Origin of the sequence: Actinoplanes hulinensis, from assembly GCF_019429605.1 — a bacterium.
GTDB lineage: Bacteria > Actinomycetota > Actinomycetes > Mycobacteriales > Micromonosporaceae > Actinoplanes > Actinoplanes campanulatus.
Window position 1 is genome coordinate 39,386 of record NZ_JAHXZI010000027.1, and the last position, 25,216, is coordinate 64,601.

18 protein-coding genes are annotated in these 25,216 nt (G+C 72.1%); 6 read left to right on the forward strand and 12 right to left on the reverse strand.

The genetic code is table 11. The features are described from left to right. Positions 1-38 precede the first annotated feature (38 nt). The 3 genes from KZ829_RS37255 (at position 39) to KZ829_RS37265 (ending at position 2,165) form a co-directional block, all read left to right on the forward strand. Positions 39-638, forward strand: coding sequence for a sulfite oxidase-like oxidoreductase (locus tag KZ829_RS37255; protein ID WP_220148537.1), 600 nt, complete (start codon positions 39-41; stop codon positions 636-638). Continuing rightward, the gene (locus KZ829_RS37260; RefSeq protein ID WP_220148538.1) at positions 608-1,357 is read left to right on the forward strand and encodes a ferredoxin reductase; all 750 of its coding nucleotides are present in this window, start codon (positions 608-610) and stop codon (positions 1,355-1,357) included. Before KZ829_RS37255 ends, KZ829_RS37260 begins: the two co-directional genes overlap by 31 nt. 61 nt (positions 1,358-1,418) lie before the next feature. Further along, the gene (locus tag KZ829_RS37265; protein WP_220148539.1) at positions 1,419-2,165 is read left to right on the forward strand and encodes an energy-coupling factor ABC transporter permease; all 747 of its coding nucleotides are present in this window, start codon (positions 1,419-1,421) and stop codon (positions 2,163-2,165) included. A gap of 594 nt (positions 2,166-2,759) precedes the next feature. Here KZ829_RS37265 and KZ829_RS37270 read toward each other — a convergent pair. The 5 genes from KZ829_RS37270 to KZ829_RS37290 are packed head-to-tail and all read right to left on the reverse strand — an operon-like array spanning position 2,760 to position 9,789. Continuing rightward, positions 2,760-4,805 carry an alpha-galactosidase gene (locus tag KZ829_RS37270; protein WP_220148540.1) on the reverse strand — a complete coding sequence of 682 codons (2,046 nt, stop codon included), beginning with the start codon at positions 4,803-4,805 and terminating at the stop codon, positions 2,760-2,762. Beyond that, positions 4,802-6,115 (reverse strand): ABC transporter substrate-binding protein, encoded by a 1,314-nt coding sequence (locus KZ829_RS37275; RefSeq protein ID WP_246636912.1) that lies wholly within the window; start codon positions 6,113-6,115, stop codon positions 4,802-4,804. Before KZ829_RS37275 ends, KZ829_RS37270 begins: the two co-directional genes overlap by 4 nt. A gap of 25 nt (positions 6,116-6,140) precedes the next feature. Continuing rightward, positions 6,141-6,965 (reverse strand): carbohydrate ABC transporter permease, encoded by an 825-nt coding sequence (locus KZ829_RS37280; protein WP_246636913.1) that lies wholly within the window; start codon positions 6,963-6,965, stop codon positions 6,141-6,143. Beyond that, positions 6,962-7,825 carry a carbohydrate ABC transporter permease gene (locus KZ829_RS37285; protein WP_220148542.1) on the reverse strand — a complete coding sequence of 288 codons (864 nt, stop codon included), beginning with the start codon at positions 7,823-7,825 and terminating at the stop codon, positions 6,962-6,964. Before KZ829_RS37285 ends, KZ829_RS37280 begins: the two co-directional genes overlap by 4 nt. Next, on the reverse strand, positions 7,822-9,789 hold the full coding sequence (locus KZ829_RS37290; protein WP_246636914.1) for a beta-galactosidase: 1,968 nt from the start codon (positions 9,787-9,789) through the stop codon (positions 7,822-7,824). Before KZ829_RS37290 ends, KZ829_RS37285 begins: the two co-directional genes overlap by 4 nt. A gap of 135 nt (positions 9,790-9,924) precedes the next feature. On the opposite strand from KZ829_RS37290, the gene KZ829_RS37295 reads away from it, so the two are divergent. Next, entirely contained in the window at positions 9,925-10,944 is a 1,020-nt protein-coding gene (locus KZ829_RS37295) for a LacI family DNA-binding transcriptional regulator (RefSeq protein ID WP_220148543.1), read from the forward strand. Between the two features lie 124 nt (positions 10,945-11,068). Here KZ829_RS37295 and KZ829_RS37300 read toward each other — a convergent pair whose 3' ends face one another. Further along, positions 11,069-11,446 (reverse strand): hypothetical protein, encoded by a 378-nt coding sequence (locus KZ829_RS37300; protein WP_220148544.1) that lies wholly within the window; start codon positions 11,444-11,446, stop codon positions 11,069-11,071. A 224-nt stretch (positions 11,447-11,670) separates the two neighbouring features. Between KZ829_RS37300 and KZ829_RS37305 the strand changes: the two genes are divergently transcribed. Further along, positions 11,671-12,450, forward strand: a complete 780-nt coding sequence (locus KZ829_RS37305) for an SGNH/GDSL hydrolase family protein (protein WP_220148545.1) — start codon at positions 11,671-11,673, stop codon at positions 12,448-12,450. A 25-nt stretch (positions 12,451-12,475) separates the two neighbouring features. Here KZ829_RS37305 and KZ829_RS37310 read toward each other — a convergent pair whose 3' ends face one another. From KZ829_RS37310 to KZ829_RS37320, 3 genes are read right to left on the reverse strand one after another with little or no spacing between them, the layout of a single operon-like run. Then, positions 12,476-14,119 (reverse strand): serine/threonine protein kinase, encoded by a 1,644-nt coding sequence (locus KZ829_RS37310; RefSeq protein WP_308285823.1) that lies wholly within the window; start codon positions 14,117-14,119, stop codon positions 12,476-12,478. 45 nt (positions 14,120-14,164) lie between these two features. Beyond that, on the reverse strand, positions 14,165-16,183 hold the full coding sequence (locus KZ829_RS37315; RefSeq protein WP_246636915.1) for a hybrid sensor histidine kinase/response regulator: 2,019 nt from the start codon (positions 16,181-16,183) through the stop codon (positions 14,165-14,167). Between the two features lie 58 nt (positions 16,184-16,241). Then, positions 16,242-17,180: a ribose-phosphate diphosphokinase gene (locus tag KZ829_RS37320; RefSeq protein WP_220148547.1), complete on the reverse strand. Its 939-nt coding sequence runs from the start codon at positions 17,178-17,180 to the stop codon at positions 16,242-16,244. A gap of 46 nt (positions 17,181-17,226) precedes the next feature. Here KZ829_RS37320 and KZ829_RS37325 point away from each other — a divergent pair, with 46 nt between their 5' ends. Then, entirely contained in the window at positions 17,227-18,069 is an 843-nt protein-coding gene (locus tag KZ829_RS37325) for an ABC transporter ATP-binding protein (RefSeq protein ID WP_183215692.1), read from the forward strand. Between the two features lie 91 nt (positions 18,070-18,160). Here the strand turns inward: KZ829_RS37325 and KZ829_RS37330 are convergent, their stop codons facing one another. The 3 genes from KZ829_RS37330 to KZ829_RS37340 all read right to left on the reverse strand — a co-directional run bounded on the left by KZ829_RS37330 (position 18,161) and on the right by KZ829_RS37340 (position 25,180). Continuing rightward, complete coding sequence (locus KZ829_RS37330) at positions 18,161-18,814, reverse strand: ABC transporter ATP-binding protein (RefSeq protein WP_220148548.1); 654 nt, start codon at positions 18,812-18,814, stop codon at positions 18,161-18,163. Between the two features lie 373 nt (positions 18,815-19,187). After that, positions 19,188-22,178: an FtsX-like permease family protein gene (locus KZ829_RS37335; protein WP_220148549.1), complete on the reverse strand. Its 2,991-nt coding sequence runs from the start codon at positions 22,176-22,178 to the stop codon at positions 19,188-19,190. Beyond that, positions 22,175-25,180: an ABC transporter permease gene (locus KZ829_RS37340; protein WP_220148550.1), complete on the reverse strand. Its 3,006-nt coding sequence runs from the start codon at positions 25,178-25,180 to the stop codon at positions 22,175-22,177. Before KZ829_RS37340 ends, KZ829_RS37335 begins: the two co-directional genes overlap by 4 nt. Between the last annotated feature and the right edge of the window lie 36 nt (positions 25,181-25,216).

Here is a 25,216-nt window from a genome sequence, read left to right on the forward strand (position 1 = left end):
CACACGATGGTGACGCTCGTGAGGTTTACTCGTATCCCATGAGCATCATCTCCCGGGGCTTCGGTGGGCGCAGACGCGAGTCGCCGCCCGATCTGCCGCCCGGTCAGTACCTCGCGCACGACTTCCCGGTGCTCTCGGCGGGGCCGACCCCGCGGATCCCGCTGGACCGCTGGCACTTCACGATCGTCACCGAGACCGGCGAGAAGCACACGTGGGACTGGAAGCGGTTCACCGCGCTGCCGGCCGAGGAGATCACGGTCGACATCCACTGCGTCACCAAGTGGTCGAAGCTCGGCACCACCTGGAAGGGCGTCGCGATCGACACCCTGTTCGAGGAGGTCGAGTCGGCCGCCGACTACGTGATGGCGCACAGCTACGGCGGCTACACCACGAACGTGCCGCTGGAGGACCTGCTCGACGGCAGAGCCTGGATCGCGTACGAGTACGACGGCGAGCCACTGCACCCGGAGCACGGCGGCCCGGCCCGGCTGCTGATCCCGCACCTGTACTTCTGGAAGTCGGCGAAGTGGGTGGACGGCTTCCGGATGATGCACGAGGACGAGCCCGGGTTCTGGGAGGACGCCGGCTACCACATGTACGGAGACCCATGGCGCGAGCAGCGGTATCACGGCGACTGACCTGGCGGGCGGCCACCGTCGTGGCGGCCCGCTGGGAGACACCGTCGGCACGCACCCTGGTGCTCGACGTTCCCGAGTGGCCCGGGCACCTGGCCGGGCAGCACATCGACATCCGGCTCACCGCCGAGGACGGCTACCAGGCCCAGCGCAGCTATTCGATCGCCTCGGCATGGCCGGGTGACGGCCCGGTCGAGATCTCGGTGCAGCGGCTGGAGGACGGCGAGGTCTCGCCGTACCTGACCGATGTGGTCGAGCCGGGTGACCGGATCGAGGTGCGCGGCCCGGTCGGCGGCTGGTTCGTCTGGCGGGACACCGCCACGGCGCCGGTGCTGCTGCTGGCCGGCGGCTCGGGTGTGGTGCCGCTGATGGCGATGATCCGGGCGCGTTCGCTGGCCGGCGGCCGGCAGCCGTTCCGGCTGATCTACTCGGTCCGCACGCCGGAGGACGCGCTCTACGCCGGGGAGCTGCGCCGCCGGGGCCGCGAGGACGCCGGGCTGGACGTGCGGTTCGTCTGGACCCGTAGGGCGCCGGACGACTGGCCGCATCCACCGGGGCGGATCGACGTGGCGACGGTCAACACGTACGGGTGGCCGCCCGGCCTCCAGCCGGACTGCTTCGTCTGCGGCCCCACCACATTCGTGGAGACGGCCGCCGACATGCTGGTCGCTCTCGGACACGACCCGAAACGCATCCGCACCGAACGTTTCGGCGGCGCATAGACATCCATGCCTTCCCCGGCCACGAACCAGCTTCGACGGCACGAGGCTGGGGAGTACGCCCATGGAAGCGACAGCGATGCACGTGGCCGGTGGGACCGTCGGTACACCGGTCACGATCGTCTTCTCGGTGGCCGCCGTGGCCGCCCTCGGATTCTGCGCCGGCCGGGCCCGCACCCACCTGGACCGGCCGTCGGCGCTGACAGCCGGCCTGCTGACGGTGCTCCTGCTGACCGCGCAACTGATCAACCATCTGCTGCCCGGGGTCCACGGGCACCTGATCGGCGGGGCGCTGGCCGCCATGCTGGTCGGACCGTGGATCGGCGCGCTCACCGTGACAGGCGTGCTGATCCTGGACGGCCTGCTGTTCGGTGACGACCTGAGCACCCTCGGCCTGAACGTCCTCAATCTCGCGATCCTCGGTACGGCCGCCGCGTATCTGCTGGTCGCCGCCCTGCTGCGGGGACTGCCGCGGAACCCGGACGGGCTGGCCACCATCGCGCTGACCACCGCCATGGTCAGCGCCGGGGCGGCCGCGGCGGGCGCCGGCCTCCAGTACGCGCTCGGTGGCGACCCGCCGCTGACCGGGCTGACCGGCCAGATGGTCGGCACCCAGGTGCTGATCGGGATCGGCGAGGGCCTGATCACCGCGGCGGCGGTGGTCGCGCTCGCCCGGTTCCGGCCCGCCCTCGTCCACGCCGTGACCGGCCCCGTGGTGAAGCGGACAGCGCCCGCGGTCCCGGCCGCCGTCGCCGACGAGCCGGAGAGTCTCTACCGCGTCGTCCGCCGCCGCGGCCACACCGCCTACTGAACCCCACCCGATCTTGGACGCCCACCCCACCCACCTATCGGTAGCCAGACGCTCAAGATCCCGCACGCACAACAAGCGCACGCACACACGAACGCACAACAAGCGCAGGCACACGCGCACGCACAACAAGCGCACGCGCACAAGCATGCGCAACAAGCGCACGCGCAGCGATCTTGGACGCCCGCCCACCCGAAACGGTGGGAAAACGTCCAAGATCGCGGCGGGTGAGGGCGCGGGACGCAGGCGCGAGGGCCGCGAGGGCCGCGAGGCAGGCGCCGGGACGCAAGCGCGGGGGCTCACACGCGGCAATCTTGGACGCCCGCCCACCCAAAACGGTGGGAAAACGTCCAAGATCGCCGCGGGTGAGGGCGCGGGACGCAGGCGCGAGGGCCGCGAGGCAGGCGCCGGGACGCAAGCGCGGGGGCTCACACGCGGCAATCTTGGACGCCCGCCCACCCAAAACGGTGGGAAAACGTCCAAGATCGCCGCGGGTGAGGGCGCGGGGTCACGCGGGGGCGGGCAGGCGGGGCGGGCAGGCGGGGCGGGCAGGCGGGGCGGGCAGGCGGGCGGGGTGGGTGGTCAGGTCAGGTCAGGTCAGGTCAGTTCTAGGAGCAGGGCCTGTTCCGGGGTGAGCAGCGGGGCGGGGAGACCCACCTCGGCCAGCACCCGGCCGGTGAGCGTGGCTGAGCCGGCGGCCAGCCACAGGGGTGGGGCGTCCTGGAGGGTCCGGGGTGGGACGCCGATCGGGCGGACCGTGTAGAGGCGGTCCGGGTCGAGGCCGGGCAGCCGGATCGGCGGCGGCAGGGCGGCCCGCGGCGTGCCCAGCGTGACCAGGGCGAAGACCGCGTGTGTGCGGTCCTGGGCGACGACCCCGTGCAGCAGGTGCGCCGGGTCGGGCGAGTCGGCGCGGACCACCCGGCCGGTGTGCAGCAGGGGGCGCAGGCGCTTGTGCTCGGTGATCCACGCGGCGATGTCGAGGCGTTCGGATTCGGAGGCGGCGGTCAGGTTCCATTCGATGCCGGCGCTGCCGAACAGTGCGGTGGCCAGGCGCAGGCCGAGAGCCGAGGTGCGGCCGGTGACGTGTGCGGTGGCCGCGCCCAGGTGCCCGCCCAGGTACTCCGGCGGGATCAGCACGCCGGTCCAGCGCTGGATCGACTGCCGGTCCAGCGGGTCGTTGGTGTCGGATGTCCAGAATCGGTCGACGAGTTCGAGGATGCCGAGGTCGATGCGGGCCCCGCCGGAGGCGCAGCTCTCGATCTCCACGTGCGGGAACCGGGCGCGCAGCGAGGTGAGCAGCCGGTAGAGGGCGCGGGTCTGCCGGCCGGAGTGCGAGGTCAGCAGGTCGCGGTTGTGGTCCCACTTGAGGAACGCGATCGGGTACTCGGTGAGCAGCGCGGACAGCCGCTCCAGCAGGTAGTCGTGGGCCTTGGTGAGGTCGAGGACGCGCTGCCGGCGCCAGGTGGGGCCGGTGCCGCCGTCCAGGATCCAGTCGGGGTGGGCGGCGGCGAGGGCCGAGTCGGGGCTGATCATCTCCGGTTCGACCCAGAGGCCGAAGTCCATGCCGGCCTTCTTCACCCGGGCGATCAGCGGGTGCAGGCCCTCGGGCCAGAGCGAGGAGTCGACATACCAGTCGCCGAGGGCGCGCTTGTCGTCGCGGCGGCCGGCGAACCAGCCGTCGTCCAGCACGAACCGTTCGACACCGACGGAGGCGGCGGCGTCGGCGAGGTCGCTCAGCACGCCGAGGTCGTGGTCGAAGTAGACGGCCTCCCAGGTGTTGAGGACGACCGGGCGGGGCAGCCGCGCCGGCGAGTGGGCGCGGATCCACGGGTGCAGGCGATCGGAGAGGCCGTCGAGGCCGGTGTCCGAGAAGACCGCGACCAGCCAGGGCGTCTCATAGGACTCGCCGGGGGCCAGCCGGACTTCACCACCGATCTGCCCCGGGCTGAGCAACTCGCCCGCGCCCAGGACTCCGTAGCCGAGGGCCGAGCGTTCCGCCCAGATCCGCTTGTCGCCGCTCCAGGCCAGGTGCACGGCCCAGACCCGGCCCTTGCGGAAGCCGAAGCCGGGCTCGCCGGCCGTCATCAGGAACGCGTCGTCGTGGCCGGGGCGGCCGTGCCGGCTCTCCCGGCTCCACACGCCGTGCCGCAGCGGGGCACGCTGCGGCTGCCGCTCATGGGACCAGAGACCGGTGAAGTCGAGCAGTTCGGACGCCTCGTCCGGGATCGGCAGCAGCACGTCCAGGCAGGGCAGCACGATCTCCCCGGCGCCGCGGTTCGCCAGGCGGTGCCGCAGTCGCAGGACACCCTGCGGCGACAGCTCCAGCTCCGTGGTCACCTCTTGCGTGGAATCGGCGCTCGCGTGGCGTACCAGAACGGTGTTGTCGTCCTGGGAGTGAGCGCCGATCAGCCGGAACTCTCCGGCGGAGAGCGAGGGACGACCGGTCCATCCCTCGGAGAGGGAGGGCAGGAGAGAAAGACGCAGGGGTACGTCGATCGAGCTCGGTGGCACCGCGGGCACGAAGGGGTCCTCGGTGGGGAGGTGGTCGCCCAGGCCGGGACCCCAGTGGAGGATGCGCGCGGCGGTGCCGCGGGTGTCGAGCACGAGGCTGACACCCGCGGCACGCAGGTGGAACACGGTCACTCGGCGACCGGGACGGACTGCGACTTCATGTTCTCGACGGTCTTGGCCTGGGTGGTCTTGAGCGCGTCGAGCAGGGTGCCGTTGCCGGAGACGGCGGCCTTGAAGCCGTCCGACGCGGTGGCGTAGGTGGAGGTCATCGTCGGTCCCCAGACGAAGTCGGGCGCGACCTGGCCGGAGGCCGTCGCGAAGACATCGTAGATCTTCTGGCCGCCGTAGAATTCGACTCCCTCGGACAGCGCCGGGAGCTTGGCGCCGGCCTTGGTCGCCGGGTAGAGCTGCGCCTCCTTGTTGAGCAGGGTCAGCGCCTCCTCGGAGGTGTTCAGCCAGAGAGCGAACTTCGCGGCCTCGTACGGGTGCTTCGAGCCCTTGAAGACGGCGGTCGACGAGCCGCCCCAGTTGCCGGCGACGGTGCCGCCGGAGGTCCACTGCGGCATCGGGGCGACCGCCCACTTGCCCTTGGTGTCGGGGGCGCCGGACATGATCGAGTTGGCGCCCCACACCGCGGAGGTCCAGGTCCAGGCCTGGCCGGTGTTGTAGGCGTTGTCCCACTCGGTGGTCCACGGCGGCACGGCCGAGACGAGCTTCTTGTCGATCAGGCCCTGCCAGTAGTTGGCGACCTTGGTGGTGTTCTCGTCCTGGAGGTTGACGGTCCACTTGCTGCCGTCGTTGGCGAACCAGCGGCCGCCGGCCTGCCAGGCGAAGCCGGCGAACTGGTTGATGTCGCTCTGCGAGAAGTTGGTGATGTAGCCACCGGCGGCCTTCACCTTCTCGGCGGCCGCGGCGTACTCGTCCCAGGTGGTCGGCACCGGGATGTTGTTCTTCTCGAACAGGTCCTTGCGGTAGAAGAGCGCCATGGGCCCGGCGTCCTGCGGGATGCCGTAGACCGAGTTCTCCTCACCGAACGTGACCTGGCCCCAGGTCCAGTCGACGAACTGGTCCTTGGCGGCGGTCACCTCGGAGCAGTCGGCCAGGTTGGCCAGGCCGTCCTGGACGCGGAAGCTGGGCAGCGCGTCGTACTCGATGTGGCCCAGGTCGGGGGCGTTGCCGGCCTTGAGCTGGTTGAAGAAGTTGGCGTAGGTTCCGCCGTTGCCGTTCGGGCCGGTCTGCACCTTGACCTGGATGTTCGGGTTCTTGTCGTTCCAGACCTTCACCACGTTCTCGATCCCGGGGATCCAGGTGGTGTAGGTCAGCGTGACGTTGCCTTCCGAAGGGGCACAGCTCTTCGAATCCGCGGCGGTTTCGGAAGATCCACCGGATGAGCAGGCACCGAGTGCGAGTGCTGAGACCAGCACGACACTGAGAGCGCGCATTTCGATCCTCATTTCTTAAGGGGGGTTACTTGATGGCGCCGGAGCCGAGGCCGTTGCGCCAGAACCGCTGCAGGAGCAGGAAGGCGATCACCAGGGGCACGATGGAGACGAGTGCGCCGGTGAGCACCAGCATCCGCAGCTCGGGAAGCTGGTTGACCTGGGTGTTCCAGGTGTAGAGGCCGAGGGTGACCGGGAAGAGGCGTTCCTCGCCGAGCATGATCAGCGGGAGCAGGAAGTTGTTCCAGACCGCGACGAAGTGGAACAGGAAGATCGTCACGAGGGCCGGGAACATCAGCCGGCTGGAGATGGTGAAGAAGGTGCGGATCTCGCCGGAGCCGTCCAGGCGGGACGCTTCGAGCAGCTCGTCCGGGACGCTGGCGGAGGCGTAGATCCGGGCCAGGTAGACGCCGAACGGGTTGACCAGGCTGGGCAGGAAGACCGACCAGAAGGTGTTCGTCGCCTCGAACTGACTGAAGATCAGGAACAACGGCAGGGCGAGTGCGGTGGCCGGCACGAGGACCCCGCCCAGGACGACGTTGAAGATCGCCTCGCGGCCCCGGAAACGGTATTTGGCCAGGGCGTATCCGCACATGGCGGCCAGGATCGTGCCGAGCAGCGCGGACCCGCCGGTGTAGACGACGCTGTTCAGCATCCAGCGCAGAAAGACCCCGTCCCGGTACGCGAACAGCTCCTTCAGGTTGTCGATCAACGCGAAGTCGGCGAACCACAGGGGTGTGGTCGAGGTGAACTCGCTCCTGGTCTTGGACGCGGCGACGAACAGCCACCAGATCGGGACCAGGAAGTAGAAGGTCGCGGCTCCCATGATCACCATCGGCGTCACGCGCTTCATTTGTCGCCTCCCCGCTGGGTGACCTTGAGGAAGGCGAACGACAGCAGGCACGTGGCCAGGGCCAGCACCACCGAGAACGCCGCGGCCAGGTTGAAGTTCGGAATGGACGAGGTGGAGTAGACGGTCAGGTTCGGCGTGTACGTGCTGGTCACCGCGGAGCTGAAGGTGCGGAACACCTGCGGCTCGGCCAGCAGCTGGAGGGTGCCGATGATCGAGAAGACGGTGGTCAGCACGATCGCCGGCATCACCAGTGGGATCTTGATGGCCCAGGCGGTACGGATCGCGCCGGCGCCGTCGATGCGCGCCGCCTCGTACACCTCCTGCGGGATCGCCAGCAGCGAGGAGTAGATGATCAGCATGTTGTAGCCGACGTACACCCAGGTCACGACGTTCGCCATGGACCAGAGCACCAGGTCGGCGCTGAGCAGGTCGACGTTGCCGGTGACCGCGTCGAACGGGGACAGGCTGGGCGAGTAGAGGAAGCCCCACATGATCGCGGCGACCACACCGGGCACCGCGTACGGGACGAAGAACGCCAGCCGGAAGAACCGCCGCCCCTTGACCAGGCCGGAGTCCAGCAGCAGCGCCAGGAACAGGGCCAGGCCCAGCATCACCGGCACCTGCACGATGCCGAACAGCAGCACCCGGCCGATCGACTCCCAGAACGGGCCGTCGGCGAAGACCCGCTGGTACTGGGTCAGGCCGCCGAACACCTCGACCGCCGGGCCGAACGTGCCGGTGCGCTCCACCCTGTACAGCGACTGTTTGATCGCGTACAGGATCGGGGCCAGGTAGAACGCGGTGAACAGCAGACCGAACGGGAGGATGAAGAACAGCAGGGCCTTCTTCGGGGCTTTCACGAGGCCTCCTCTCGGACCACGGCCACACCGCCGCCCTCGACGCGGAGCGACCCGCTGATCGCCCGGCCGGCGACGAGGTCGTACCCGGTGGTGGGGTGCTCGACGGGATCGGTCCCGTGGTTGATGACGAAGAGGTAGGAGCGGCCGTCCCCGGAGCGCCGGACGATCTCGGCCGGGCCGAGCTTCTGGTGGCCGGCCACTTCGCGGAACAGCTCGGACATGTCCGTTCTCGTGGCGACGTACCAGGCGGCGCCGCTTCCGTACTCGTTGCGAGTGATCGCCGGAACCCCGGGCAGCGGGCCGTCCACGTACTCGGCCTCGACGGTCGCCGTGGTGACGCGGAGCCGTTCGGTCCAGAGGTCCCCGGTCCCGCCGTTGCTCAGCTTGACCGACATGCCGGGCATGAGCGGCGCGAACTCCTCGGCCACCACCCCGAGCAGGTCCCGGAACGCGCCCGGATAGCCACCGAGCCGGATCCGGTCCCGCTCGTCGACGATCCCGCTGAAGAAGGTGACCACCACACGCCCGCCGGCGGCCACATAGTCGGCGATCGCCCGGGCGTGCTCGTCCGACACCATGTAGAGACACGGGACGACGACCAACTTGTAGCGGCTCAGGTCGGTGCCGGGCGCGATCACGTCGGTGGTCATGCCGAGCCCGCGCAGCGCCCGGTGGGCGGCGTGCACCTGGTCGAGGTAGGTGACCGCCTGCGACGGCCGCGCCTCGCCCTCGGCCGACCACCACGAGTCCCAGCTGAACAGCAGGGCCGCGTCGGCCTCGACCTCGGTGCCGGCCACCTCGCCGATCCGGTCCAGGGTCTCGGACAGTTTCAGCACCTCGCGCCAGGCGACGGTGTCGGTGCCGGCGTGCGGCAGCAGCGCCGAGTGGAACTTCTCGGCGCCCTGGGCCGACGCCCGCCACTGGAAGAAGCAGATCGAGTCGGCGCCACGGGCCACGTGGGTCAGCGAGTTGCGGATCATCTCGCCGGGCGCCTTGGTGAGGTTGTGCGGCTGCCAGTTGACCGCGCCGGCCGCCTGCTCCATCAGCATCCACGGGCGCCCGCCGGCCAGGCCGCGGGTCAGGTCGGCGGCGAAGGACAGCTCCGCGACCGGGTCGCCGAGGCGGTGGTCCAGGTAGTGGTCGTTGGCGATCACGTCCATCTCCGGCGCCCAGGACCAGTAGTCGAGGTTGCGGATGTGGGCGGTGACCATGAAGTTCGTGGTGACCGGCGTCTCCGAGTGCTTCCTCAGGATCGCGGCCTCGGCGCGGTAGTAGCCGAGCAGCTCGTCGGAGCTGAACCGGTGGAAGTCGACGATCTGGGCCGGGTTGCGCACCGACAGCGCGAGGCGGGGCGGCTGGATCTCCGACCAGTCGCCGTACCGCTGGCTCCAGAACGAGGTGCCCCAGGCCGCGTTCAGCGTCTCGATCTTCCGGTAGCGGCCGCGCAGCCAGTTCCGGAACGCCTCGGCGCTGGTCTCGCAATAGCAGAGCGCGTTGTGGCAGCCCAGCTCGTTGGAGACGTGCCACAGCGCCAGGGCCGGGTGCCGGCCGTACCGGCGGGCGACCCGGGAGACCAGGTCCAGCGCCCGGTCCCGGAAGACCGGGGAGCTGGGGCACCAGGCCTGCCGGCCGCCCGGGAAGCGGGTCGTGCCGTCCTCGGCGACCGGCAGCACCTCGGGGTAGAGGCTGGTCAGCCAGGGCGGCGGGGACGAGGTCCCGGTGCCGAGGTTGAGCTTGATGCCGTTGGCGTGCAACAGCTCGACGACCTCGTCCAGGTCGTCGAAGCGGTACTCCCCCGGGCTCGGCTCCAGGTTGGACCAGCCGAAGATGTTGACGGCCACCAGGTCCACCCCGGCCTGCCGCATCAGCGCGACGTCCTCGCGCCAGACGTCCGGCGACCACTGCTCCGGGTTGTAGTCGCAGCCCAGGCTGACGCCCGGCACCGGCATGCGCACGAATTTCATAGCACTCCTGGTCAGCGAATGTGTGCACGTGCACACATTTCCGCGAACCCTAACGGCTGTTACGGATGTGTGAACGTGCACACAGTAGGACTGGCCTGCGGAGAGGTCAATAGCGAGCGGGTTACTGTTGATCGCATGTCCCGGCCCCAGCCCCAGAAACGCGCCACCGTGCACGACATCGCGGCCGCGGCCGGTGTGTCCCGGGGCACCGTGAGCCGCGTGCTGAACGGCGGTTACGTCTCCGCCGAGGCACGCGCCGCCATCGAGGCGGCGATCACCGAGGTCGGCTACGTGCCGAACAATGCGGCGCGGGCACTGAAGATGCGCCGGTCGCAGGCGGTCGCCTTCGTCGCGCTGGAGCCGCACTCGCTCTTCCTCGACGACCCCAACATCGGCTCGATCATGCTGGGCGCCAACGCGGCCCTGTCGCTGGCCGACCACCAGATGGTCAGCCTGGTCGTCGAGTCGTCACGGGACACCGAGCGGGTCGCCCGCTATCTGAGCGGCGGTTTCGTCGACGGCGCCATCGTCGTGTCCGCCCGCACCCGGGACCCGATCATCAAGGTGATCAGCGACCTCTCGCTGCCGGCCGCGTTCGTCGGCCACCCGCCCGAGCTGGACCAGACCATCCCCTTCGTCGGGATAGACAACGTCGGCTCGGCCCGCGCCATCACCGAGCACCTGCTCACCGGCGGCCGCCGGCGGATCGGCATGATCGCCGCCGCGCTGGACCGGGACTCCGGCATAGACCGGCTGGCCGGGTTCCGCGCCGCGCTCGGCCCCCTCTTCGACGAGGAGATGGTCGCCGACGTCCCGCACTACGACTACGGCTCCGGCGTCAAGGGCATGCGCGAGCTGCTGGAACGCGATCCCGGCGTGGACGGGGTCTTCGCCGCCTCGGACGCGATCGCGGCCGGCGCCCTGGAGGCGCTGCGGGAGGCCGGGCGCAGCGTTCCCGGCGACGTCGGCGTGGTCGGCTTCGACGACAGCACGTGGGCGGTCCGCTGCCAGCCGCAGCTCACCACGGTGCACCAGCCGGCCAAGGAGATCGGCTCGTGCGCGGCCCAGTTGGTGCTGCGCCAGTTACGCGGCGAGCACCCGGACCCGGGCGGTCAGCTGCTGCCCACCCCGCTGGTGCTGCGCGACTCCGCCTGACCTCGGCCCACCCCGCTGCTGCCGCGCGATTCCGCCTGACCTCGGCCCACCCCGCTGCTGCCGCGCGACTCCGCCTGACCTCGGCCCACCCCGCTGCTGCCGCGCGACTCCGCCTGACCTCGGCCTAGCCCAGGAAGCCCCGCCACCGTTCGGCGAGGCTCGGGGGCGGCGGCGGTGGCGGCACCCGGCGGGTCACCGCCGGCCGCACGGAACGACCGATCGGGCGGTCGTAGTCGGCGGCCGCGATGGCGTCGACGATCTGGTCGTCGGTGTAGTCCTCGGAGCCCGGGATCGAGTCGACGAAGCCGACCAGCACCCCGTCCCGCATCACCTGGGCCTTGAGGGCGGCCGATCCGTCGTCGCCCCACAGCGCCTCGCGGCCGTCGGCCAGCACGATGCGGACGGCGTAGCCGGAGCGCCCGGCGCTCGGCAGTTTCAGATGAGCGAAAACGTCACGATCCCGCAGACGGGTGACGACACGGCGGGCCCGGCTCTCCTCCATGATCGAACGCTAGCGCGCATGCCTGGAAGGCCGCTGTGGATTCGCTGCCCGGCGAGTCGCGCACGAAACATGACCTTGCGTGATAGTCCCAGGTCACATCGATGCATGTTACTACTTCTTAACAGGAATTTCACGGGATTCCATTTCTCGGAAGGCGGGCTTACCGTGCGGTAACCGAAGCGCTTCGGTCCCCGTATCCCCACGTGGAGCATCGGAGGCCATCGATGGGTAGGGCTACCGTTCTCACCTGTCTCGTCACCTCGTCCGTCCTGAGCCTCGCCCTCGCCGCACCCGCCCAGGCGGCGAGCATCGACTACGTCGCACTGGGCGACTCGTACTCCTCCGGCGTCGGCGCGCCCGGCCAGTCCGGCACCTGCCTGCGCAGCAACAACGCCTACGGGCCGAAGTGGGCCGCGGCCAACAGCCCGGCGTCGTTCCAGTTCCTGGCGTGCGGCGGCGCCACCACCGACGACGTCGTGCGCACCCAGGCGCCGGCCATCAACGCCGGCGCCGACCTGGTCAGCATCACCATCGGCGGCAACGACGCCGGGTTCGCCCCGACCATCGTCACCTGCCTGACCTCCAGCGACTCGGCCTGCGCCAGCAAGGTCAACCAGGGGAAGACGTACGTCGCGAACACCCTGCCCGGCAAGCTCGACGCGGCGTACTCGGCGATCCGGGCCAAGGCGCCGGACGCCCGCGTGGTGGTGCTCTCCTACCCGCTGATCTTCGACACCGCGTCGCTGATCTGCGAGATGAGCACGGCCAAGCGGCGGGCGATCAACGACGGCGCCCGGGTCCTCGACGAAATGATCAAGCAGCGCGCCGAGGCGGCCGGGTTCGTCTACTCCGAGGTGCGCGACGAGTTCACCGGGCACGGCGTGTGCTCGTCACGGCCGTGGCTCAACGGGCTGACGATCATCCCGCCGCAGAACTCGTACCACCCGAACAACAGTGGCTACACCAGCGGATACCTGCCGGCCTTCACCGGCTCGGCCGGCTGACGCCACTCGACGGCACCACGGGGCCTCACCAGGTGAAGGTGTGGCCCCGGGCGGTGTTCACGAAGGACCGGCCGTCGCGGACGTACCGGTAGGACATCACCACCGTGTAGCTGCGGCCCCGGCGCGGGCTGGCCGCGGCCGGACCGCACCCACGGATGAAGCTCTGCCGGGTGAACCGCAGATCGCAGGTGGTGGGCCCGGCGACGGTCCGCCCGGTGGCGGCGTCGCGCAGGGTCACCTCGACCCGGGCGCGGCCACCCGCCGGAGCGGTCAGCGAACCCTGGAACCGGACGTCACGGCCGGTCGAATGGCACGGGCGCGGGCCAACGGCGGTCCGGCTCGGCAGGTCGAACACCAGGCCCTGCGCGCACTGCCACGGCCCGCGCGCTCTGGCCTCCGGCAACGGCGACCGGGTGGTGGTCCGGGCCGGGGCGGGACGCTTCGCGCGTACCGCCGCGGTCTTGGCCTGGGCCGCGGGAAGCGCGACGCCCTTCGCCGCCCGGTGCTGACGATCGGATCGGTTGGCCGGAGGGCGCGAAGCGCCGGCCTGAGGCGCCGCCCGGGCGAGCGGCGGCACGCTGGGGGCGACGGCCACGGTGGGGGCGACGGCCACGGTGGGCGCCGCCTCCGGGTTCTCGTCGTCCCGCCGGTTCAGATGCCAGGCCGTGGTGGCGATCGCGGAGGCGAGCATCGCACCGACGGTCAGCGCCGCGATCGCGCCCGGCCGGGACCAGCGGGCGGCCGGAGCGTCACGACCGGAACGGCGGCGCGGCCCGGGCACCGGCGGCTTCCGCGGACCGGCCTCCTCCGCCCGGACCCCGGACTCCGAGGCCGGCGCCCGGGGCAGCGCGGGCGCCGAACGCAGGCTGGCGGCCAGCGCGGTCAGGTCGGTGACCAGCTCGGCGGCGCTGGGGCGCAGGCGCGGCTTGGCGGAGAGACAGGCGGTCACGATCCGCCAGAGCGGATCGGGGATGCCGTCGCGGCGTTCCGGCTTCCCCTCCGCGTGCAGGCGCATCAGCTCCGGGATCGAATCGGAGCGGTACGGCGGACGGCCGCAGACCAGCTCGTAGAGCAGCACGCCGAGGGCGTACACGTCGGTGGCGGCGCTCGGCGTGGTCCCGTGGAACGCCTCGGGCGCCATGTAGTGCGGCGTGCCGACCACCGCGTTCGGGGTGGTCATGCTGGGCAGCGTGAGAATGCGGGCGATGCCGAAGTCGGTGAGCCGGGTCTGGCCGTCACCGTCCAGCAGCACGTTGTCCGGTTTCAGGTCGCGGTGGATGACGCCCAGCTCGTGCGCCTCGGCGAGGGCCGCGGCGATCTGCGCGGCGAGGCGGGCCGCCTCCGCGGGTGACACCGTCCCGTCCCGGTGCAGGTGATCGCGCAGATTGCCGCCGTCCACCAGGTCCATCACCAGCGCCAGCGTCTCGCCGACGCTGAACAGATCACGGACCCGGACCACGTTGGGATGCCGCAGCATCAACAGGATGGTCCGCTCCTGGACGAAGCGGGTGATCAGACGCGGTTGCCGGAGCAGGCTCTCGTGGAGCAGCTTGACGGCGACCGGTTCGTTGGTGGGATGGTGCTCTCCCCGCCAGACGGTTCCGGTCGCGCCCTGTCCAATGGGGCGGATCAGGCGGTACGAGTTCCCGACGAGTTGGTCCTCAGCCACCCCGGAATACTGCGCTTTGACCGAAATTTCGGCAAGTTGGGGTCATTATCCTGACACTGGCGGTTGAGGGCCGCACAGCGAGCGGATCGCGCCCAGCAGCGTCGACCGGGTGAACGGCTTCTCCAGCAGCATGCTGTTCTCGTCCAGGTGCAACTGCGGACCCAGGGACGCCGCCGTGTAACCGGACATGTAGAGCACCGGCAGATCCGGTTGATGCGTCCGCAACGCCCCGGCCAGCTCCGGCCCGGTCATCGTCGGCATCACCACGTCGGTGATCAGCAGGTCCGGCCGTGCCCCCGCGGCCACCTCGGTGACCGCCATCAGCGCGTCGGTGGCCACCGAGATCTCGTAGCCGGCCGGTTCGATCAGCCGGCGTACCAACTGGGCCACGTCCGGCTGGTCCTCGACGATCAGCACCCGGCCGATCACGTTGGTCCGCCGCTGCCGCTCCCCGGACGTACCACCCCTCTGCTCGGCCGCCGGCAGATAGATGTGCACCGTCGTACCCATCCGGGGCTGCGACTCCAGCTCGATGTGACCGCCCAGGTTGTGCACGATCCCGGCGGCGGTGGCCAGGCCCAGGCCGGCCGCGGTCGGACGGGTGGTGAAGAACGGCTCCAGCGCCCGGCGGCGGACCTCCTCGGCCATGCCGGCGCCGGTGTCGGTGATCACCAGGTGCACCAGCTTGCCGGTCGGCGCGCCCTCGGCCAGCTGCCCCGGCTCGATCACCTTGTTGGTGGCGGTCACCCGGACCATGCCGCCGTGCAGCATGGCGTCCCGGGCGTTCGCGGCCAGGTTGACCAGCGCCTGCTCCAGCGGGCCCCGCTCGGCGCGGATCGGCCACACCTCCGGGCCGAACGCCAGATCCAGGCCGATGTGCTCGCCGAGCGTCCGGCTGAACAGCGCCTGCACGTCGGTGAGCAGGTCCGGGATCGGGATCACCTCGGGACGGCCGCCCTCACTGCGGCCGAACGCCAGCAGCTGGTGGGTCAGCGTCCGCCCGGTCCCGACCGCGTCCAGGATGTCCTTGGCCAGCTGGTAGTGCGAGGATCCCTCCTCCGCGCTGCTCAGGATCATGTCCGCCGAACCGGCCACCACGGTCATCAGGTTGTTGAAGTCGTGCGACAGCCCACCGATCAGCTGGCCCAGGCTGTCCAGCCGCCGCAGGTGGTCCAGCTGCCGCTTCAGGCCACGCGCGTCGATGTGGTCGGTGGTGTCGGTGATCATGCACAGGACGCCGATGAACTCGTGGTTCTCGTCCTGGACCGGCATCATGCTGATCCGTACGCTGCGCCGGGAACCGTCCGCCCGCATCAGCCGGGTCGCGCCGACCGTGGACCGGCCGGTCTTGCACTCGGCGATCCGGCGGTCCAGCTCCTTCTGCCCGACGTTGTCCAGGAAGCCGCGCAACGACACCCCGACGAGCTCGGCCCGCGGCATCCCGAGGACCACGCCGATCGGCTCGTTGGCGTACGTGGCCACGCCGTTCGGGTCCAGCTGGAGCACACCCTCCGGGATCGTCTCCAGCACCCGGCGGTACCGTTCCTCGGCCACCCGCAGCCGCTCCTGGGCGCGGGCGCTGCTCATCGCCAGCGACAGCTCGCCGGCGATGTCCCGGGCCAGCTCCACCTCCGGGGTGGAGTAGAAGGCGTCCGGGGTGTGCCGGGTCAGGATCAGCAGACCCGAGTACGTGTTGTCCACGATCACCGGGATCAGCACCGCCGCGGTGATCGACAACTCGGGGTTGGCCAGCGCGGTCGCCGACTCGCCGGCCAGCACGATCGGGCGGCGGCTGGCGGCCAGCGTGGTCGAGTACTCGTCGTCGGGGGTCTGGCCGGCCCGGTTCAGTGCCAGGGCCAGCGGTTCCGATCGTTCGTTGTCGAGATGGTGGTACGCGATCTCCTCGTACCGGCCGTCTTCACGGAGCAGTTGCACACCCGCGCCGTCACCGATCATGTCGGCGGCGGCGCGGGCGGCCGTGGATCGGACCTCGGCCGGATCCGACGCCGCTCGGCTGAGCGCGAGGGCGAGGTCGGCAAGCGCGTACCGGAGGGGGTAAGCCATGACACCCATGCGGTAATGATTCGCGTTTCGTGAGGCCGGTGAGACCGGTTTGCCAGAATCAGGCGAACAGCGCGCTCACCGACTCGCCGTTGTGAATGCGCCGGATGGCCTCGGCGAGCGCCGGCGCCACCGACAGGATGGTCAGCTTGTCGGTGCGGTTCCGCTGTGGGATCGGCACCGTGTTGGTGCAGACGATCTCCTCGATCTCCTTCTCGTCCGACAGCCGCTGCACCGCGTCGTTCGTGAACAGGCCGTGCGTACAGGCCACCCGGACACTGCGCACGTTGCGCTCCCGCAGCCGGGCCAGCAGCTCGAACACCGTGCTGCCCTTGGCGATCTCGTCGTCCAGCACGATCACGTCCCGGTCGGCCACCTCGCCGATCACCGAGCTGATCACCACCTTGTCGTCGGCGAACCGCTGCTTGGCGCCGGCCGCCACCTCCACCCCCAGCATCCGCGCGAACGCCGCGGCCTCCTTCGCGTTGCCCAGGTCCGGGGAGACCACGACGGTGTTGCTCAGGTCGTAGCCGCGGAAGTGCTGGGCCAGCTCACGCAGCGCGTGCAGGTGGTCCACCGGGATGCTGAAGAACCCGTGCACCTGCGGCGAGTGCAGGGTCATCGCCAGCACCCGGTCGGCGCCCGCGGTGCTCAGCAGGTCGGCGACCAGGCGGCCACCGATGGAGATCCGCGGGGCGTCCTTCTTGTCACTGCGGGCGTAGGCGTAGTGCGGCAGGACCACGGTGATCCGGGCCGCCGACGCGCCCCGCGCCGCGTCCAGCATGAACAGCAGCTCGGCCAGGTGCTCCTGGGTCGGCGGCACCAGCGGCTGGATCAGGAAGACGTCCCGCTCCCGGCAGTTCCCCCGCAGCTGCACCTCGATGCAGTCGTTGGCGAACCGGGAGATCTGGGTGGGCATGAGCGGCACCCCAAGGTGCTCGCAGATCTCGGCGGCGAGTTCAGGATGGGCAGATCCGGTGAAAACGGCGATGTCGCGCACGGGGACACCCTATTCACCGGGGCGGACGTTGATTAGTTTGGGCGTCATGAACGGACTCGCCGTCGCCTGCCGCCGGGTAGTGCACATCTACCGCGCCGAAGCCGGCGACGTGGTCGCCCTCGCCGGCGTCGACCTCTCCATCGCCCCCGGCGAGACGCTGGCGCTGGTCGGCCCGTCCGGCTCCGGCAAGTCCACCCTGATCGCGCTGCTGGCCGGGCTGATGCGCCCGTCCGCCGGCCGGATCAACATCGGCACCTACGACATGGGCAAACTCTCCGACGGCGAGATCTCCCGGCTGCGCGGCACCGAGATCGGCGTCGTCCTCCAGGGCGCCTCCCGCAACCTGCTGCCCTACGCGTCGCTGCACCGCAACATCCGGCTCGCCCAGCGCCGGGCCGCGCACACCCGCGGCATCGAGCTCGACGACCCCGACCGCATCCTCGACCTGGTCGGCCTCCCCGGCCAGGGCCGCCGCAAGCTCGCCGAACTCACCCCCGGCGCCCAGCAGCGCGCCGCACTGGCCGTCGGCATCGCCACCGGTCCCGGCCTGCTGCTCGTCGACGAGCCCACCAGCCGTCTCGACACGGCCGGGCGCGACGAGGTCCTGGACGCCCTGGAGACGGTCAACACCGAACGCCAGACCACCATCGTCGTGGTCACCCACGACAACGAGGTCGGCGCCCGCCTCGGCCGCGCCGTCACCATCCGCGACGGCCGCGTCGGCGCCGAGGGCCGCGACGGCCAGGACTTCGCGGTGGTCGCCGGCGACGGCACGGTCCAGCTGCCGCCGGAGGTGCTGGGCTCCTATCCGCCGGGCACGCTCTTCACGGTCCAGCACATCGAGGGCGAGGTCACCCTGCTGCCCTCCGGGCACGAGACCCCGGTCTAGGGCGGCGCTCCGCGTCCGCGTCCGCGGGACTCTCCGCGGATCTTGGACGAATCGCCACCAGATTCGGTGGTTGATCGCCCAAGATTGCCGGTCAGGGGCGGGGCCAGGTGACGACGCCGTCGGTGAGGTGCAGTTCGCGGTCGCAGGCCGCCGCGGCCTCCGGGTCGTGGGTGGCGAAGACGACCGTCGCGCCGCGGGCCGCCTCGGCCCGGAGCAGGTCGAGGACCCGCTGACGGTTCGCCGCGTCGAGTTCGCTGGTCACCTCGTCGGCCAGCACGATCTTCCCGCGCAGCGCCAGGCCGCGCGCCACCGCCGTGCGCTGCTGCTGGCCACCGGAGAGCTCGTCGATCAACTGGTTCGCCTGGCCGGAGAGCCCGAGCGCGTCCAGCGACTCGGAGGTCCGCCGCCGCCCGTCCGCCGGCGAGCCACCGGTCGCGATCACCGCCACCGAGATGTTCTCGGCCGCGGTGAGGATCGCGGCCAGACCGTTGTCCTGCGGGATGAGCACCACCCCGAGCGACACGGCGTGATCCCGGCCGGTCAGCGGCACGCCGTCCACCGAGATCGTCCCGGAACGCGGCGCGAGCAGACCCGCCATCGCCCGCAGCAGCGTGCTCTTCCCGGCCCCGGACGTACCGGTGACCGCGAGCACCTCGCCCGGCCGGACCGTCACGGCGACCCCGCTCAGCACCGGCGTCCCGTCGCCATAGCCGAACGCCGCATCCTCCACCGTCAGCGTCCCCATCGCCGTCCCTTCGCTCTCCCCGTTGCCATCAACGCCGTCTCTTGACCGCTCCGAGATGGCCCTGCCCGATTCACTCCGGCGCCGTCCGTAACCGGACCTCCGCTCACGGTCGGCGGCGCGTGTGCAGCGGCCAAGGCGACAGGCCGGGCAGGAACACACGCTGGCCGCGTTGTGGGCGACAACCGTCCCCGGCCGCGTGCAGCGACCGAAGCGACAGACCGAACACGCACACACGCTGAGCGCGTTGTGGGCGACAACCATCCCCGGCCGCGTGCAGCGACCGAAGCGACACACCGAACACGCACACACGCTGAGCGCGTTGTGCGCGACAACCATCTCCCGCACCGGGCGGGCCGTGTGCTGACGGTGGGGGTCATCGGGGCTCGATCCGGCGGCGCAGATCGCGGCCGCCCAGGAAGGCGACGGCGAACTGGACCAGCAGGACGGCGCCGGCGGCCGCGAGCAGGGCCGTGACGCGTGGCCAGGTGGGCAGCGGCAGGTCGGGCGGGGTGATCCCGGCCAGCGGCAGCGCCCAGCCGGTGAGCCGCCACGCCCCCACCGCGACCAGGACGCCCACCGCGGTAGCGATGGTGACCAGAACCGGATATGTCCACAGTGTCGCCTGCCCGGCCGGGCGTGGTCGCAGGCCCTGGGTGCGCAGTGCGGCGAGGTCCTCGGTACGCCGTCCCCGGTCGACGGCCACGGTGAGGGCCAGCGCCCCGGCGCCGAGCAGCCCGGCGAGCACGGCCGCGAGCAGGTGGAACCACAGTGCGACGGCCGGCCCCTGCCGGTCGAGCGCTTCGCGCACGGTGGCGGCCGAGGTCTCCGAGACGACCCGGATCCCGGCGGCTTCGAGCCGGGCGACGGCGTCCGCCGGGGCGGCCGGGCCGAGCCAGACCTGTGGCGCCTGGACCTCCCGGCTCTGCACCGCGAGCCGGTCGGCGTACTCCAGGTCGGCCAGCACGGCACGGCGCCCGAGCCCGGGCACGGCCGGCAGTTCGACGACCGGCGTGATCGGGGTGTCCACGACGTTCAGCCCGGGGAGCAACTCGGCCGGCGGCACCTCACCCGCGTACGCGATGGGAAGCGGATAGGGCGTGCTGACCGGCTGGATCCACACCGCGTCGACCACGCTCGGGGAGACCTCGACGTCGGCCTGGAGTCCGTCGGGCGCCGCCGACAGGCGTGCGTCCCGGGTGGCCCGCCACCGCGTGGGGTCGTTGAGCGGTGCCGGTGTGACGGTCCCCAGGCCGCGGATGACGAGCCGGCCGGTGATGTCCGGGACCTTGCCCTCGCCGGACACCCGGATGCCGTTGACCCGGCACCCGCGCTCGCAGACCGGCACGTCCTGCCGGTACGTCTGTGGCCCCGGCGGCACGGTGCCGAGTTCGAGGACGACGTCGCCGAGCCCGGCCGACGACGACAGCGAGAGGCCGAGCCGCAGCGGCCCTCCGGTGGCGGTGACCTCGAAGGTGATGTCGGAGCTCGCGAAGGCCGGGGCCGCGGGCGCGTCCGGATGGAGCAGGGCGCGCAGCCGCTCGGGTGCGACGGCGCCGTCCGGCCAGGCGGCCACCGCGCCCAGCCGGGCGGTGTCGACGGCGATCCCGGGTGGGGCGCCGGTGCCGCCGCTGGGCAGAGGGGTGACGGCCATCGCCCATCGCGCGTCCGGGTCGGCGGCGCCGACCGCGGTGAGCAGCCGCTGCCGGGTGATCGGCTGGACGGTGAGGACCCGGTCGGCGCCGGTGCCGAGGTACGCCGTGACGGCCCGCCCCCGGGCCGCTGTGTCGACCGCGGCGGTGGCGAAGCCGGCCACCGCGGCGGACGCGACCAGCAGGGCGAACAGGCGCCCGGCGCCGGGCCGGCGGGACAGTTGGACGCCGGCCAGCGCGATGCCGAGCCGGCCGCGCCGCAGGGCGCCGGCCGCGTACCGGTTGACCAGCGGGAGCAGGGCACGGGCGCAGATCAGGGCGAGGGACAGGATGATCAGGGCCGGCGCGAACAGCCCGAGGCCCTCCAGCGGGTCGCCGGCGAGCGCGTAGTGGATGCCGGTGACGACGGCGAGCACCACGACCGCCACCTCGGAGACGCCGGGCAGGCCCCGGTCGCGGGACGGCGCCCGGCGCAGCAGGCCGGCCACCGGGCTGGTGAGCTGCCGCCGCTGGGCCAGGACCGCGGCGGCCAGCGCGGCCAGCGCGGCGAACGGCGCGTACCGCAGCGAGGTGAGGGCCGGCTCCGCGCCGACGCCGGGGAAGACGATGCCGGTCACCGCGTTCACGAGCAGCTGCCCGGCGAGGCATCCGGCCAGGGAGCCGGCCAGCACCGCGGCGAGGCTCTCACCGGTCGCCAGCCACCAGCGGGTCCACCAGCGGGCGCCGCGCAGCGCGACGACGGCCAGTTCGCTCTGCCGGCCCTGGGCGCCGTAGCCGACGGTCAGATAGATGGTGAAGCAGGCCAGCAGCACCAGCGGCACGGCCATCACCGGCACCAGCAGGCGGGCCGCCGCCCGGCCCTGGTCGATGCGATCGAGCAGCACCGGGATGCCGCTGTCGAACTGGAGCGGCTCGTCGAGTTCGCCGACCGCCTTGTCGACCGCGGTGAGTTCGGCGCGCAGCCGCTCGAGGCGGTCGATGCCGATGACACCGGGCTCGGCGATCCCGTCGATCGCCATCGCCGTGGTGGTCCGCTGCATCGTGCCCAGGGTGGCGGCGTTGGTGAAGACCGGTTCGCCGGGGCCCATGTCGGCGCCGAAGACGAAGTAGCCGTGCAGTCCCCAGTACGGCGCGCCGGAATCCACCGGCCGGTACGTGCCGACCACGGTCAGCGTTTTCGGCGCGCCCTCGGCGACGTACGTGATCGGCTGGACCGCGCCGTTCTGGCGGGCCGCGCTCAACTCGATCCGGTCGCCGGCGGCCAGGCCGAGCCGTTGGGCGGTCCGCTCGCCGATCAGCGCGTCGCCCTCGGCGGCCAGGCAGCGGCCGGTGAGGACGACCACGTGGGCGCAGACCTCCTGCCGGAAGACCAGCCGGCTCGGGAAGGTGTCGGCCACCTCGATGCCGACCGTGGGCACCTCGGCGGCGTGGTAGTGGTCGAATCCCTCCAGATCGAGCAGAACCTTGCCGATCTCCGGGAACCGCAGTTCGCCGGTGCTGGCGTCACCGCTGGCGCTGTCGTACGACCGGCGGGCGGCCATGGTCAGCTCCCGGGTGGCGGCCGTGGCGATCTGGCCGTCGGCGATCGCGCGTTCGGCGGCGATCAGGTAGGCCGGGGCCGCGACCGCCGAGGCGACGGCGAGCAGGGAGAGCAGCGCGAGGGTGAGCGCCTGCCCCCGCCGGCTCCAGATCATCGCGAGGACCAGGGAGATCATCGGCCGCCCTCCGGCTCGCGCAGGGTCCGCAGCAGGGGCAACTGGACCAGCCAGCCGGTCAGTCCGAGGACCGCCAGCGAGACGAGGGTCGCGACGGTGACCGCCACGGTGTCCAGTGGATCGGGCGGGGCGAGGACCGCCCAGCCGTCGGTGAACGCCGGCACCGACCGGCCGGTGATCGCGACGGCCAGGAGCGCGGCCAGCACGCCGCCGAGGACGCCGGTCAGGATCAGCACGGCGGTTCCGGCGTACGCCGTGGTGACCGCGACCCGGCGGGACAGGCCCTGCTCGCGCAGCACCCGGAGCTGTTCGGCGAGGGACCGGCGGTCGGCGGTGGCGGCGACCGCGACGGTGGCGGCCGCGATGAGCAGCGCCGCGATGCCCGCCACCAGGGCGAACCGGACGACGACGGCGGGGCCCTGGTCGCCGAGGCGGGAGGCGCGGTCGTCGGTGGTGGCGCTGCCGGCCACGGTCAGCCCGGCCGCGGCCAGGTCCTCGACGATGCCGGGGCGGGCGCCGGGCGCCAGCCACACCTGGTAGACACCGCCCGGGTCGATCTCGGCGGCCACCCGGCGGACCGAGTCCAGGTCGACGACCAGACCGGTGCTCCCGAGCATGGGCAGGGCGGTCACCTTGCCGAGGACCCGTACCGGGACGGGATCCCCGTACAGGCTCACGGCCGGGTCGTCGTCCCGCCAGTCGTCCGGCTCCGGCCCGGCGACCAGGGCCGGCAGCGGCAGCAGCGGGTCCGAAGCCCACGCGTCGGCGCCCACCGGGTCGCCGGTCGCGTTGCGGTCGGTGGCCAGCCGGAGGGCCCCGTCGATGGTCGTGACGTCGAGGGCCGCGCCCTTCGTCCCGGCGCGCCACCGGGTGATGTCGCCGAGTGCGCCGGCGTCCAGGATCCCGTCGGCGGTCCCGTTCTGGCCGAGCCCGAGGACGGTGACCACGGCGCCCGGTGGCGGCGGTTCGATCCGGCCGTCCGGGTCCGGGGGTGTGGTCATCTCCCAGCGCACGATCCGGCAGCCGGGTGCGGTGGCGCAGGCGGGCACCGGGGCGGTCACGGTCTGTTCACCCGCGCGCAGCGTGCCGAATCCGGCGGTCAGCACCATCCCGGTGGCCTCGTGCTGGAGGCGGAGGTCGAGCGCCACGCCGGCGGGGCCGTCGCGGCGGGCCCGGAGGGTGAGCCGGTCGCCGGTGATCAGTGTCGGCTCCGGCCGGCCGGCGGCCACGGCGGCGGGCAGCGCGTCGACCGGGCCGTACTCCGGGCGCCAGCCGGCGACCGCGCCGAGCCGGGCGCTGTCCACCTCGAGAATCTCCCGCTCGCCGGACCAGGTGCGGACGGCGGCCATCGCCTCGCGGCCGCCGGGGTCGGTGCTGCGCACGGCGTGCAGCAGGGCCGTCCGGTTGGGCGCCTCGACGGTGAGGACGCGCTCGGCGCCCATCTCGGCGGCGCTGCGGGCCAGCCGGGCCCCGGTCTCCGCGGCCCAGCCGCCGGCCGCCGTGGTGAACAGCGCGACGGCCACCACGACCAGCGCGAACACCCGGTCGGTGCCGGGCGAGCGGGAGATCCGCAGGGCGGTGAGGCCGGTACGCAGGCGGCCGGTGCGCAGCGCGGCGACGCCGCCCCGGACCGCGATCAGGCTCAGCAGCCGGGCCGCCGCCAGGCCGACGGTGAGCGCGACGAGCGCGGGCGCGGCCGGGCCCAGCCCCTCGTCGGGGCCGCCCGACCAGGCCTGGTAGATCGCGGCCGCGGCGACGGCGAGCAGCAGCACGTCGACGAACGCCGGCCGCCAGGCCCGGACCCGGGCGGTGCCGCTGAGCAGTTCCGACACCGGTCGTACGAGCATCGACGCCTCGACCGCGGCGAGCACCGCGAGGCTGCCGGCGAGGACCGCCGCCACGGCCGCCGCGGAGTACCGCAGCGCGATCCCCTGGTCCGCCGTGATGTGCACCGGGCCGGCGAGCGCCCAGCCCACCAGACAGCCGAGGGGCGCGCCGACGGCGACACCGGCGAGCAGTGGCACCAGGTGCTGGCCCCAGGCCAGCCGCAGGGTGCCGAAGCGGCCCACCCCGCGCAGCTTGAGCAGGGCGGCGTCGGCCCGGCGGTCTCGCGACGTGTACCACCCGGCGAGGCCGACGGCGAACCAGGTGAGGATCAGCATCTGGGCGCCCGCGGTCATGACGCCCCGCAGGATGATGTCGCGGTCCCGGGTGATGGCCAAGTGGAGCGGCCGGGCCATGGTGCTCAGCCGCAGCGCGTGGCTGCCGAGCCTGCGGTCGGCCGCGGTGAGCTCGGTGGCGAGGTCGTAGCCGCCGTCGCCGCGCAGCAGCGCGTCCGGCAGCACCACGTCGTACGCCATGGTCGGGGTCCACAGCTCGGAGTGCCGGAACGTGTCGGTCACGGTGAACGCCGGGTCCGGCTCGGCCTCGGCCCGGAAGAGCCGGTCGCTCCAGTAGGTCCCGGCCGGGTCGACCAGTGTGTAGACGGCGGTCACCCGCAGGTCGAGCGGGCCGTGCGACGTGGAGGTGAGGATGCTCAGGGAGCCGCCGACGGTGACGCCGAACCGCTGTGCCGCCTCGGCGCTGAGCGCGATCTCGCCGCGTGCCCGGGGACACTGCCCGTCGAGCCGGACGTGGTCGCAGAACCCGTCCCGGTACGCCAGTGACATGCTGCTGCTGGCCACCCCGGTCCGTACGCTGAGCGGCCGGATCATTCCGGCGACACCGTCGCCGACGCCGGACGGCAGCCCTTCCCGGACACTGTCACTGAACCGGCGCAGCTCGCCCTCCGGGTCGCCCTGGGTGTCCACCCGGTTCGCCACCGAGACGGTGCGCTGGGTGGCCGGGGCGACCTCCAGGTAGGCGGCCGCGGCGTCGGCGGCCGCGGCGAACCCGTACCACGGCCCGGCTGCGGCGACGGCGGCCGCCAGCGCGGTCAGCACCAGAATCGTCAGCACCTGCGCGGCCCGAACCCGCACGGCGCCGAAGACCAGCCCGAACATTCACCCTCCCCCGGTTGCCGGGGAACGTTACGCGAT